This is a genomic window from Methanosarcina sp. UBA5 (assembly GCF_002505485.1).
In the GTDB taxonomy this organism is placed as follows: Archaea; Halobacteriota; Methanosarcinia; order Methanosarcinales; family Methanosarcinaceae; genus Methanosarcina.
On sequence record NZ_DAVG01000084.1, the window covers coordinates 1 to 13,895 of the forward strand.

Sequence of the window (13,895 nt, forward strand, 5' to 3'; positions counted from 1 at the left end):
AGCCCCTCTTGATAAGTTCGGTTCCGTGTCGTAATTTTTCAAAGTCCATGAATGTCATCCTCTCTGTCTTGATATGATTATATGATCTATGCCGTGGGAAACCCTTTCCACGGTGAAATAACCCTTGGGTCTTTTCCACTGATTGCAACCAATAGGTTGCGGTTTTCAGTTAGTTATTTCTCCAGTGAATTATGAATACGCTCAATAGTCAAAAGCATTATTTAAGTTATTCCTTATGAATAAGTACAAGGTAAATTATTTATAACGATTTAACATTTTTTCTTTAACAGCATATATTTCTTACGCTTGTGTGGTTCATTCTGTCCCTTCAGCCAATGCATTACAGAGCCTTACTGCGATTTATTAGTCTGCCTCTATATGCTTGCCTGAGGTTAATTAACTCTATTTCTGTCTTCATATAATATATATGATCTCCTTCAGGTTCTGAGATATATAGTTTTCCCAGGACATAGTTCAAGTTGAATTTCTACTCCATTTCATTCTTTTTTAATGAATTCCTACTCCATTCCGTGCCCTGGATGCTTACGAACTCCCTTTCTCTTCTATACAGATTAAGCTTTGTACAGACGACTACAGACACCCAGATTGTAGATGCAGGTATAAAAGCTTCTAAGAATTCGATGAGTTTAAAACTGAGATAAGATGTAGTTTCGATATCCTCAAACCCGACACCAAGAATAAAGCTGGAGACTCCAAACAGCAGAAGTGCAGTAAATACCCTCAAAACTCTCTGTTCAACACTGCCGGCATCATCAGGGAGCCCTTTTCGTATAATCAGAACGTATGCAATATTCGTGCCAAGGAAAAAACCCGCTACTTCTGCACTTATCATAGATGAAGCCATAAGAATAAGAGGGATAACAAACAGGACTAAGTACAAAATAAGGTTCTTGCGCCTGAGTGCAAGTTCAAAATTCTCTTTCTTGAAAAAATCATTTTTCAGGGAGCTTTTGAGAAAGAGAGTAAAAGCAGTCAGGAAAAATAAACCTATAACAGCTCCTCCCAGAATATCTCCTAGGAAATGCCTTCCCAGGTACATTCTCGATAAGGCTACAAGAAATATCACAACAGGAGCCATCATTTTGATTCTTCGACTGTTGAAAATTGTGGAACTCCCTCCCCAGAGCGCAGTCGTAATTGCGACATGCCCGGAAGGAAAACCGAAAGGTGAAGGGGTAAGCGCTTCTTGAAGGTGGAAGGTTTCAAGCACTTCTTTGTCGGGAAGTTCAAACACCCCTTCAGGTCCACTCCCATTGAAAGGGGATGTGCTTTTCACTCCGTATTCAAGGTTAAGGACTCTATTGTCTACATAATCCGGCCTTGGAAAGGCGATTACTGTCTTAATGATTTCAGTAATCAATCCTGTCCAGATTAAAAGCTGGAACAGAAGAAAACCTTTCCTAAAATTAATCCCGAAAGTTACGATAATTACTATGCTAGCTAAAAAAGCCGACGATCCCATTGAAGTTATCAGAATCATGAGGGTTGTAAGCCAATCGCTTCCAAGGGATTGCAGATATAGTATAGGTTCAGTCTGGAACAAGGGCTCTAACTCCTGATTAAATATTTGCCTGCGGATATTCTCAGTTTTATCCAAAAAGTTCCGTATTAAACTGGATATCTGGAATCAGTAAAAAATTTAGATTTATTTTGTATTATTGAATTTATAACGACGTATTCTGGAGAACTATTTTAAATTTGTATTGTTTTGTATCTCTGTATAGCTGGAATCCTCTTCAGGGTTAGATATTTATTATTAAGTTTACTGAATAAAATTACTCTTGTTAGATCTGAGTAAAATTACTCTTATAAGATTACTGTTCATCTTACTGTTCCATCTTACTGTCCCATCTTACTGTTCCATCTTACTGTTCCATCTTACTGTCCCATCTTACTGTCCCATCTCTATGAACTCTGGAAGTTTCAGCTTAAAGTTACTGATCGAAAATTTCTTATCAGGGCATCTTTCTTCGCATCTTCTGCAGGCAGTGCCGAGACATCTTGCAGTATTGATCCTGAAACTTTCGTTTTCTCTTGTAAGAGCTTCTTCTGAACATTCATGCACACAGGTATTGCAACCGCTGCACTTAATGGTAGCGAAGAAATCCCACTCAGGCTCCATGATCTCTAAGCTTTTTCCAAGTTTCCATATATCCCTTTTACATTTTCTTTCAATAATGCTTTCCTGCAGTTTTTGTGGAATAGGCTGAATACCTGATCTTTCAAGGTTTACATTATACTTTTCAAGAGGCATCCCTTCATTCCATAGGGCTATTTCCTGGATATAGATGGCTGTAAAGGTAGGGGATGAAGCAAACATAATATGATTTGCAAGGATCGATTTCTTCATTTCATTGAGGTATGGAAGGTAGTCAGGATCAAAGGCCAGGTCTTTTGCAAGTTCCAGGGATGTATTTCCGCACTGGACAATCCGTTTTGGGGTTACAGGCACAATACCTGTGAAGCGGGCTTTTTGCGGATCTACATATGTCCCGCTTGCTCCGCACATATACATAGTTTCTAAGTCTTCGTAGGCTATTCCTGCTTCGTGCATCAGAGTAAGATGCCCAGCTCTCAGGGCACCGAAAGCTTTTCCGGCTTCTATTACATCTTTCTCCGTAAACGTGATCCCCTTTCCCAGCTGAATTTTTCCGCCTTCAATATGGGGGGGTTTTATTATGCCGGTTACAAGCCCTGCATACATAAGGGCGATTACTCCAGTGCCTGTAATTCCCTTTGCAGGATATCCGGTTGTTTTGAAGGTCCCGTTGCGCAGATTGATTCTTGGCCCTTCTACCAGCCTGAGCTTTTCATCAAGGACAAGTGCTTGCCAGCCTCCGGAAAGCCTCAAATCGGCAATTGCTCCAGGTGTTGCCAGCATTCCTTTGCTAATCTGCTGTCCTTCGATAGCAGGACCTGCAGCAGCCGATCCCGTGTATATCCTGTCATCTACCTTCACAGCCATTTCGGCATTCGTCCCATAATCCGTAACCATGCACGTTTCGGGAGTATCCAGAAACCCTGTTTTTATCATCATAGCAAGGGCATCGGCTCCAATTTCGTGCTTTATCGAAGGAGGAATTATCACGTCAACATCTGTGGAAAGCCCGATCTCATTTCCTGAAGCAATATGTCCGTCCCTCTTCGGAGGCTTTACATTCATTTTTTCAAGGGCGTTTTTTCCTGCAAATGCAAGGTCACGAACTTCTATTCCTTCGAATAGCGACAACTCAATCGGATTTCCACAAACAGCTATGCGCTTGAGGTTTTCTGGCTTAAGGCTCTTTACAAGGGAGTTTACGGCTGAGATAAGAATTTCATGGGCTATTCCTTGTCCATAGCTGATCGCAAAGTCCATATGGTCAATGACGTTTGCACCAGGAAGCGGGTTTCTGGAAAAAACTGCAGTCCTAAGAACAGAAGAGTCCATAAGATTCAGGAGCTGGGCTCTAATCCCACTGGTGCCGATATCAATATTTATTGCCTGATCCATTTTTATTCCAGGATTTGTTAGAGTTTTTGTTCATTCTTTTCTTTTTTATGTTTTTCTTATTATTCAGTATTTTCAGGTTTTGTTAACTTTTTGGTCGTGCATTAGTAAGTGGTTGATATTTTTTCTTTGAGTATTTTTGCGAAGTTGCATAGTTCTCTAAGCTTACCTGCTTACAGGAAATTGAGTGTACACAAAGCAGAAAACGAGAGCAAAAAGNNTGAGTACTCTGGAAAATATCAACTGATTATTGAGGGACCGCCAACTTTTTATGATCTTTATTTATATTCACTTTCCAGCATTTACTTCCAGATTTAAGAATTCCATAAATGAAAGTGAGATAACATCAAATACAAAAAATAAAAATAGAAAGCTAAAGTAAAATCAGTGAAGTTCCTTGCGTACTTCTTTCCAGTCCTTCCCTGCACAGATCTTTTTTGCGATTTTTACGGCATCAAGTGGAGTTTTTCCATATACCGAGTTACTAAAAGTCTCGACGAAATGTCTGTCTACAGCAGCTCCACCACAAGCTACAGGAACATCTTCGGAGTCCAGGACCTCTGCAAGGGCTTTAAGGCCTTCTTTGGTTGTGCTCATTAGGGTTGTTCCGGTGACAAGATCAGCATTTGCTGCCTTTACAGCTTTAACGGCTGCTTCCACTGTTACATCTTTTCCAAGATCGACTACTTCAAAACCATTTGCCCTGAGAATGGCGGCTACGATGTTCTTGCCTATATCATGCACATCTCCTTCAATAACAAGGGATACTACCTTCCCCTTGGAGGGAACTTCGCCTATCTTTTCTTGGCAAAGTTTTACCCCTCCGATAAGGGCCTCATTTGCCAGCAGGATTTCAGGCATATAGCTTTCTCCTATGTCGTAAAGCTCACAGACAGTCTGAATTCCAGGCATAAGGGCATTTAAGACCAAGTCTGTTGGATCTTTTCTTTTTTCAAGCAGGGCAGCTGTGAGTTTTATTGCTTCGTCACTATTTCCCTCGATCACAGCCTCTGTCACAACTGCATATTCGAGATCTTTTGGCTTGTTTTGCTTCTTAATCTGGTTGACAGTGTTCACTTCTTTACTCCTGTCTCCAAGATCTACCCCGAGGCCTATCATGATCCCTTCGTCGATGAGTTTTTTAAATTTTGCAGGCTCTTTTTCTTTCATCTCGAAGATCTTCTGAACTGCAATGTCGATGTGCCTGATCATTCTTGCATTCCACCCAGGACATTTTCTTTCATATTCCTTCCAATACCGACTCCAATCTGCCTGATAAGGTCCTCCACGTCGTCGTATTTCGGGATTGGGGTCTCTTTGCAGGCCCTGACATACGCTTTGAGGTTCTCGAGTGGAGTTCCAGATGAAACACCACATGCAGTCCCAACAATATCAGCTCCCTGTAATATGCATTCCCGTGTTCTGTTATAAACCTGTTCGGGGGTGCCGTTTGGCATCAGGTCTATGACATCCAGGCTTCCGAGAATGGACATCTCGTTACCCATTACCTGACGGCAATACCACACTGGAACGGCATCAAAGGAGAAGCAGTCAATTCCGCTCTGCTTTATGTAAGGTAGAAGTTTACTAGCGTCCCCGCAGATGTGCAGGGTCTGGGGACAGCTGATTTCCTTTGCTATTCTTTTGTGGGCAGGGAGTACAAATTCTTTGTACGTTTCCGCAGAGATCAGATTGCTGGAAGCTGAAGGGTCAGCGAGGAAGATAATATGTGCCCCATAAGCAGCCTGCAATTTCCCGTAAGCTACCACGAAATCAGTTGCTGTTTCAATGAATGCATGGGCTATTTCCGGGTCGGTCTTTGTCCACCGGGCCATATTTTCAATGCCTGCTATGTGACCTGCTACCGTAAAGGGAGCGGTAAGTCCAGGGATAATAGGGAGCATGCCGTCGTAACGCTTCCTCAATTCGTCGATTGCTCCAAGCACTATCGGGATTCTTCCAGTTTCTTCTAGGTTATCGGGCCAGGCCACATCTTCGGGAGTCGTATAAGCTGGGCCGGTCACCGGAGGTCTGTCTGGCTTATCCCAGTCAAGTTTACATCCCAGAACTTCAGCTTCGAGAGAAATGTCAAACTGGGGACGCGCAGCTTCGATGCCACAAACTTCATATGGGGCGGCTGCAAGGTCTGCCATCATCTTGCTATCGAAGTGGGCTTTTGGCCAGGAAGCGTTGCATACCTGCATCAATTCTGTCGTAGTTTGAGCAAGGGGATTTGCAGGGGGTACATAGTCAACCCTGCCTCCAAGCACGGCTGCCATAGCTCTTCGGGTTGGAGTCATTTCACTTACCATGATATATGTCTCCTTTTTATCTGCACCTATTATAGTTTATAAATTATATACTAAGAGTTATACTTTACAGTTAGATCACAAAAAATTCGTTTTTTAATGTAACCCACAGGGTAAAAGAAGAAGTGATCTGCTGTCAGGTAAAAACCTGAAATGTCCTGTTTTCACGATTCTTTTTGCAAGTTCTTTTTCCGAGTCCCGGAAGTATATATGAAAACTATTGTTATTTGTGCAAAAGTTGACAGTTCTTACACTGGTGTTTATTAATATGAATTTTTGAATATTTAACTGAATGCATTAGCACAATAAGAAAAGATTTATATATTTCCTAAATATGTCTATCTAATTTATTTTCAATAGTTATCTTATTACTCCTTATCCAAAAATTTCACTCATGAGAATGAAGAGCTTGCTTAATACCTGGCAAAATAGCTAAACCATATAAGAGATATGCCGATAGTTTCTGTTTTTTCCGTAAGAAATAATTAATCATTATAACTCATATCCTTTAACATATAATTTCCTATTAATATAATCCTAAAAATGTTTTGGGGAGTAAATGAATTTCATGAACAAATTAGTCTTATTTTTGCTCATGGTGAACCATCTTGGCGCTTTAGGCAGTACAGCTTCCTCACATTCCAACTATGAGGTTTCGGAAACTGCAGGAATCGAGTGTAATGAAACCAAAAGCCACTATTTAGCTTTATCACAGGATAACATTCTTGAAACCGTAAATCGTTCATCTCTGGCTCAGGCTAAAATGGTTAATATTACAAGCGGCCGCCAGGTTTATCCGGCTGTTTATCCGGCTTATACTGCGGCCCCGGCTGCAGAAGGAAATTACCCGGCTATAGTGCTGATTCACTCATTTAAAGGGTTCGAGCCCGGGTATCAGACTTTGGTGAACAGAATAGCAGAAGACGGATATGTTGTGATCGCTCCTTTCTGGCAGACATATGCTGTCTCTCCGTCGGATACGGAGGTAGAAGCTCTTATTAGAAATAGCATAGCTTACCTTGAAACAAGGGACGATGTTGATTCCGAAAGACTTGGCCTTACCGGCTTTTGTGCCGGAGGCAGGTATACCATGCTTTTCCTGCCCCATATTAAGCAGTTCAAATCTGGAGTCGCTTGGTATGGTTTTCCCTACGTGGGCGAATCTGAAATCCAGCCCGATAGACCGGCCAGTCTGATAGACCAGCTTGACGCACCCATGCTTATGATACACGGTACACGGGACCAGTATAGCAATATCACTGACATTTACAGATATGCCGGTGAACTGGATGTATCTGATAAATACTTCGAGCTGAAAGTTTACCAGGGCGAGCCTCACGGTTTCATGATTAAAGGAGATGGAGAAATTTCTGAAAGTTTTGTTGCACAGGACGCATATCACGAGATGATAAGCTTCTTTGACAGGATATTAAAGAATTCGGCCCTGTAAGAAAGTTGAATTTTTCAACCCCGGAATTTGAGAGGGAGTTATCCTCTAATTAATCCATTCCTTCTGATAAAGTGATAATGTTTTTCTGAAAAAGTGGTGCTGATTTTACCTGCGAGCTTGGGGATTTGTTTTTAGAATTTCACTTTTCTTTCTATACTTTGCTTTTTATTATTCTCGGAAGTGAATACAACTTTGCAACTTCCGCACACGATTTTTTAAAAAGAAGAAATATATCTTTAATTCTCTATATTATTTAATATAAAATCAAACGCAAAATATCCGTCAGGAATACAGGATCATGGTAAATGTAATTTCCCATTTTGGAGTAGGTCTTCTCATTGCTCTGGCTTTAGGCCTGAAAGGAAAAAAACTGAAAGTTGTGGCTTTATTATCCGTGCTTCCTGACCTGGATTATATCCTGTACTCAACATTTATCTATTCCAATAATAGCCTGAGCCCTGAGGGGAGAAACCAGCTTTTTTACCTGATCGGGCACAGAGAGTTTATGCACTCTATCCTTTTCATTGTTCTGATTACGCTTATTCTCTGGTTTAAGACAAAGGATTGGCTTTTTATGGTTGGAGGATTCCAGTCCCTTTTCTTTCACTCTTACCTGGACTATGTTACAAGCTGGAAAATGCGCCCTCTCTACCCGTTCAGTACGGACACTTCTATTATGAGTGCGGTTTATTTCTTTGACCCTCTATTAAACCTGCTGCCTCTCCTACCTCCTTTCATTGTAATTCTAGTAAATTTGAGCCACACAGAAAAAATAAATGGAAGAGTAAAGAGCTTTTGCACCTTCATATCAAATATTGATGATAAGCTCTATGCCTCGCTTATTCTTTTGTTACTTGTCTGGCTTACCGTCATGCCGGTCTCGAAAGCTTTCCTAATCAACCAGATCTCCTGGGCAGAGGAAGCCAAAATTAGCTACCAAAATACCTATCCCGAATCTACAAGTCAGTTCCTGACTGCATATTCATATAATTCAACTCATTATAGAGTCCTGGAAATAAGTTATCGTTCGGGGATCGAGAAAAGTCTGTACGTTGAAAAAGTGTCTGTAGACGGAAATGTCTATGATGCTGCTGCCTATGTTAAGAGAGCAGAGAACTTATACGGGGCAGGCGTTCCCCAGGAAATCGATTATCCGGTCTACTCGGTTTCCGAAACAAACGATTCTGTAACGGTTATCCTCAGTGATGCCAGAAATCCATACATCAGAGATATAGCTTACTTTAAATCGTTTTATAGGTTTGTCTTTGACAGGAAAAACGGAGAGGAATACGAAGTATATGCAAGTATGCATGGTAGTCAGGAGGAGAGATTAGGCACTAACTGGTTTGGATGAGCCTTTAAATAACTAATCAGGATATTCTGCGTTGGAAATACTCTGAAAAACTGTAGTCAGCCTCTTTCGTCACGGTAGCCAACTATAGTAAATTCTTTTCCTCAATATTTATCAATTATTTTATATAATATAAATTAAATATTATGAAGCGCCATAGCGCCAAAAACTTTGCTATTTTGAGTTCTTCCTGAATATCGTTTATGACAACCCGAATCTCAAAACAAATTTCAAACAAATTTCAATATTACAGAACGTACATCATGGTAAATACGCTTTCCCATCTTGGAATCGGCCTGCTTCTTGCCTACGCTCTGGGCCTTAAAGGAAGAAAGAGGCTGGTTTTACTATTTCTTTCTTCACTCCCTGATCTTGACTATTTTACATATTCAATATTTACTCTCATCAGCAGCAGCTTAAGCCATGAGGTTCGGAACCAATTATTCTACTTGCTTGGCCACAGAGAGCTTACTCACTCGATCTTTTTTGCTTTTCTTGTCTCACTTTTCATCTGGGTTAAAACTAAAGACCGCCGCTTTACGTTCGGAGGGTTTCAGGCCGTTTTCCTCCATATATTACTCGATTATACTACAAGCGCAAAAATGCGCCCTTTCTATCCGTTCAACACACATGAGTCAGCCCTTAGGGCCATTTATCCTTTCGACCCCATCGTGAACTTTCTTCCATTGCTGCCTCTTTTCATGATGGCTGGAGGATATGCCATAAACAGAAACAAATGGATAATTAAAAGCAAAGTTAACCTGAGCGTTGATAGATGGAGTATTAAAGAAAGAGATACCTTGAGCAGAAAGCTAAATAGTCTAACTAGGCTCCACGGTTTTGTAAACAGGAACGAGAGGAAACTCTATGCTTCCATAATTTTAGTTCTCCTCCTCTGGACCGCAGTGTTTCCGGTTGCGAAAATCTTTCTGATCAATTACATTTCCGATACTGAAGGAACCAGAGTAAGCTACAAAAATACCTATCCGATATCTATCGGCAAATTTCTTGCAGTATATCCGTATACTGATACCCATTATAAGCTTCTGGAAGTCAGCTACTGGTCAGGAATCAAAAAAAGTTTTTACGTTGAAAAAATCTCTGTAACAGGCGACGTCCCTGACGCTCAGGCTTATGCCGAAAGGGCAGGAAAACTTTACAGGGCCTCAGTCCCCCAGACAATCGATTATCCTACGTATTCGGTTTCCGAAGAAAACGGACTTGTAACCGTAATTCTGAGCGATGCCAGAAATCCGTATGTTGACAAGTGGCCTTATTTCGATACGGTTTACAGGTTCGTTTTTGACAGGGAGAGCAGAGAATATGAAGCATATGAGAGCCATTATGGAAGACCGGAGAAGAAGCTTAATAAAAACTATTTTGAGTAATTTCCGGGCTATCTGGATAGTAGGGAAGTTTATTTGGCTCTTCGCTGTTTCGAGTGGATAACTTACATTCATCTCCGAAAGATTTAAAGACCACATTTACCAGATAAGGAATTAATTACCTTATTCAGTAGGGAATTCCTTTATCTGAGTATGAAATCAAACTCGTGATCTGTAGCAACCTGTTCTAGGTACTTCTCGATATGGTTTCCTTCCTTTTTTGAAAACCCTGCGTTACGGGCAAGCTTATCGAGTACCTTTTGAACTCCTGTCCCATACTGGATTGCTTTCTTTTCTTTCCAGAGAAGTTCTGAGGGAAGCAGGCCGTCTGCGGCTTTTCTTAGGATATATTTTCTTGTATACAGGCCGTCTCTTTTAAGGACTTTAAGTTCAGGGCTGATTGCAAGCCCTGTTTTTATTACCTCTTTATCCAGGAAAGGCACCCTGAGCTCCACGGAGTTGGCCATAGTAACCATGTCATCCCTCTCAAGGTTAATAGTTGAAATCTTTTGGAGGTCTGAGTAGATTTCTCTGTCAAGCACCTCAAGCCCCTGCTCAAGGAAGCCCTCGTGCCTGCTGTAGCCTCCGAAAAGTTCATCTGCGCCCTGACCCGTGATAAGGACTCGTTTTCTATCTTCTTTTGCGGTTTTCGCTACAAAGTAGAGTGGAAGCCCGATTGCAATTTTCATAGGGTCCGTTGATTCCGTCGAATAAATCACATCCGGGATTGCATCCTCGATTTCTTCGGGATAAAGGAGATGGGTCTTGAGGGAATCGCTCATGCCAGCAGCTTCAGCCGCACGCTGAGCCTGGGTAAGATCATGGGAATCAGGAAGCCCGACGGCATAAAGGGAAATTGAGGGATCAATGCTTTTTGAAAGAGCCGCTAAAAAGGTACTATCAATGCCTCCGGAAAACGCAATTCCTGCAGTTTTTGTAAGCCTCATCTCAACAGCTTTTTCAAGGGCAGTCTTCAGGCGGGAAGCAGCTTCGTGCTCTTCTGAAATTCTTTCTTGCGGAGGCTCAATTGTAAGGGATTTTTTTTCAAGCCTTCCATTCCTGATATCGAAAGCCATGACTCTTCCAGGCGGGAAGGATTTTATCTGGTTTATCTGGTTGGAAAAAGCTTTTTTTTCGGAGGCAAAGGTGATTTTGGGCTTTTCTTTCCCTTTTTCCAGGGAATAATAAAGGGGTTTGACTCCTACAGTGTCTCTGGCCAATACAAGCTCATTATCCAGGGCATAGGCCAGAGCGTAATCTCCATTTACTCTGAAAAGCACGGAAAAGATCGCATTTATCGGAGTTTCTCCTTCCTTTATCTTTTTCTCTATGAGGGCAAAAAACACTTCAGTGTCTGAATCGGTTTTTATGCCCTGCTCGGCTGCAAGTTCCCTGAAATTGAAGATTTCCCCATTGAGTACCAGAGCCCCTTTTCCAATCAAAGGCTGGGGCATATCGCCTGTAATTTTAAGCAGGGTATTCCCTATACTCAGTCCTTCGGCCTCATAGGTTCCGCAAGCATCAGGTCCCCTGTGCCCGAGGGCTGCAAGCATTCTTTTTGTTTCTTCATTTGTATCAGGAGTTCCTGCTACTCCTGCTATTCCGCACATGTTTACTCCTTTTTTCGTTATCTTCGGTGTATACACGCACTCTATCTCTATTTATCATTTTTCCATTTAAAAAAAACATATAGAATCCTAAATAGTAAAAACTGCGAACTTAAGAGTATTAAAAATTGCAAATTTAAGAGTAATTGAAACTACTAATTCAAAAATAGTTAGAATTACTGATTCAAGAAGCTTGCAGCAGACAAGTTAATTGTTTTTCTAGAATATTCACATACTTGCTTCCGGCCTGTAATTTTCTGCTCTCTGTACTTTTGAATATTCTTTGTAAATAGGTTGGGAAGAAATAGATAGAGGTAAGTAATGAGCCTATCCCAAAAGCCACTCTATTCTTAATCGTTGATAATTTTCAAAGTTGTGTTTATGATCTTGAGCTTGATTGATTATTCGAAATACGAGGCCCAAAAAACAAATTTCAAGTTTTGGAATGAGCTCAATGTGTGTTAAAACATGAACATAAATTTCTAATAGGTCACAACTGAATTTTATATAAAAAGCTTAATTATTCCTGTGATTAGCATAATTTTTTAGTAATTATTTTCATATATAGGCTAATATATAAGAACCCTATTTATTGTTTTGAGAATTGAAATCGATTCAGTTCCCAAATTTAGTGATGAACGTAATTTTAAAAATCACTAGACTTGAAACTGAATCGCCTTCGCAATAAAAAGATTGATAATGGACAAAACTATGAATTATGTCTCTCAAAGCAAGAATCTGATTACGACTTTCACATCTCATATTAGGAGTTAATAAATTTTATGGACAAACTTGCACCCAAATCAGCAGAAAACACTATTTCTGTTGAGAAATCTAATATTTCTGATTCTTCAATTATCACCCCAGAGGAAAATGGGGTTTCTGTCCCGGTACTCGCAATAAAAACCGAAGAAAATGAAGAAAAGCTTGATATAAGCTCCAACTTTATTGCAGAACCTCTTCCGGATTCTGTTTCGGTAATTTCAATACCCTCAACTTCCCAATCTCCAGATGGACATCAGGCTGACTCGAAAATCGTGCTCATCGGTACAGCTCACGTTTCGGAAAAGAGTGTTGAAGAGGTTAGGACTGTTATTAGGAATTTGAAACCAGATGTTGTAGCTGTCGAGCTCTGCAAGGGACGTTTTGATTCTCTAGAAGGAAATGCACAGGAAGCACAGGTTCCTATCAAGGATCTTCTTTCTGGAGGGAAGATTTATTACTATCTTATACACTGGCTTCTTGCCCATTTGCAGAAAAAAATAGGAGAGGACATGGGCGTAAGGACTGGCGCTGAGATGCTCTCTGCAATAGACGAAGCTGGTGATATAGGCGCCAATATTGCTTTAATTGACAGGGATATCCAGGTAACTCTTCAGCGCTTTTGGGGAAAGATGAAATTCCTGGAAAAAGTGAAGATGATTAGCTCCTTACTAGGTGGCCTGATTGATCTTGGTAAAGAAGACGATTCTAATCTTGATATTAATCATATTACAGAACCAGACTTTGTAGCTGAACTTGTAAGTGAACTCCGAGGCTTTGCTCCAACTGCAGCCAAAGTCCTAATTGATGAACGAGATGCATATCTTGCAGGAAGTATCATTGAAGCTGCTGAAGGAGGAAACAAAACTGTTGTTGTGGTCATAGGAGCTGGGCATAAATCTGGAGTAATTAAATATCTGAAAAACCCGAAGATCATCCCTCCATTGAAGACTCTCACGGAGATTCCAAAGAAAAAATATGGAATTGCAAAAATTATTAGCTTTATTTTTGTCGGCATTATTATTGCATTTTTTTTGTTACTGCTTCTTTCAGGCGTTTCACTCAAGCTATTTTTGATAGCTTTTGTATGTTGGTTCCTTATAACCGGAGCCTTAAGTGCATTGGGTACTTTGCTTGCAGGAGGCCATCGCAACTCTGTTCTAACTTCTTTTTTGACTGCTTGGATAACTACTCCACATGCAGGTTGGTTTGCCGGCCTTGTAGAAGCAAAGAAGCTAAATCCTAAAGCTTCAGATATAAAGGCTCTCTTTGCAGTAGAAAACTTTAGTGATATCTTCAAAAACAATATCATGAGAGTTCTTCTTGTCGCAAGTTTTGCAAACATTGGAAGCGTAGTCGGTGCTGTCCTTGGAGGTTATATAATAATGCAGGTTACTGGCTTTGACCCTAAGGATATTATTTTTGTCGGTTTAAGGACTCTTGGATTCTGATGAATCTAGAAAGCTATCTAGCCGAACTGTAATTTATAGGATTTACGCGATTGAACTGAAAAATCGAGG

General features: G+C 40.7%; 9 protein-coding genes. 4 read left to right on the top strand and 5 right to left on the bottom strand.

The genetic code is table 11. The features are described from left to right. Positions 1-487 precede the first annotated feature (487 nt). From BP621_RS09180 to BP621_RS09195, 4 genes are all read right to left on the bottom strand, one after another. Positions 488-1,564: a phosphatase PAP2 family protein gene (locus tag BP621_RS09180; protein WP_292389317.1), complete on the bottom strand. Its 1,077-nt coding sequence runs from the start codon at positions 1,562-1,564 to the stop codon at positions 488-490. Positions 1,565-1,912: 348 nt separating this feature from the next. Then, a complete protein-coding gene (locus BP621_RS09185; RefSeq protein WP_292389318.1) occupies positions 1,913-3,514 on the bottom strand; it encodes a methylamine methyltransferase corrinoid protein reductive activase in 1,602 nt (533 codons plus the stop codon). A gap of 381 nt (positions 3,515-3,895) precedes the next feature. Continuing rightward, positions 3,896-4,723, bottom strand: a complete 828-nt coding sequence (locus BP621_RS09190; RefSeq protein ID WP_292389320.1) for a cobalamin-dependent protein — start codon at positions 4,721-4,723, stop codon at positions 3,896-3,898. After that, entirely contained in the window at positions 4,720-5,823 is a 1,104-nt protein-coding gene (locus BP621_RS09195; RefSeq protein WP_292389322.1) for an MtaA/CmuA family methyltransferase, read from the bottom strand. The genes BP621_RS09190 and BP621_RS09195 overlap by 4 nt, the downstream gene beginning before the upstream one ends. 556 nt (positions 5,824-6,379) lie before the next feature. Between BP621_RS09195 and BP621_RS09200 the strand changes: the two genes are divergently transcribed. From BP621_RS09200 to BP621_RS09210, 3 genes are all read left to right on the top strand, one after another. Then, on the top strand, positions 6,380-7,270 hold the full coding sequence (locus BP621_RS09200) for a dienelactone hydrolase family protein (RefSeq protein ID WP_292389324.1): 891 nt from the start codon (positions 6,380-6,382) through the stop codon (positions 7,268-7,270). A gap of 298 nt (positions 7,271-7,568) precedes the next feature. Further along, entirely contained in the window at positions 7,569-8,624 is a 1,056-nt protein-coding gene (locus BP621_RS09205; protein ID WP_292389325.1) for a metal-dependent hydrolase, read from the top strand. A gap of 260 nt (positions 8,625-8,884) precedes the next feature. Then, positions 8,885-10,009, top strand: a complete 1,125-nt coding sequence (locus BP621_RS09210) for a metal-dependent hydrolase (protein WP_292389327.1) — start codon at positions 8,885-8,887, stop codon at positions 10,007-10,009. A gap of 140 nt (positions 10,010-10,149) precedes the next feature. On the opposite strand, the gene BP621_RS09215 is transcribed toward BP621_RS09210, so the two are convergent. Beyond that, positions 10,150-11,616 (bottom strand): asparagine synthetase B family protein, encoded by a 1,467-nt coding sequence (locus BP621_RS09215; protein ID WP_292389328.1) that lies wholly within the window; start codon positions 11,614-11,616, stop codon positions 10,150-10,152. Positions 11,617-12,395: 779 nt separating this feature from the next. Here BP621_RS09215 and BP621_RS09220 point away from each other — a divergent pair. Beyond that, on the top strand, positions 12,396-13,826 hold the full coding sequence (locus BP621_RS09220) for a TraB/GumN family protein (protein WP_292389329.1): 1,431 nt from the start codon (positions 12,396-12,398) through the stop codon (positions 13,824-13,826). Positions 13,827-13,895: the final 69 nt, after the last annotated feature.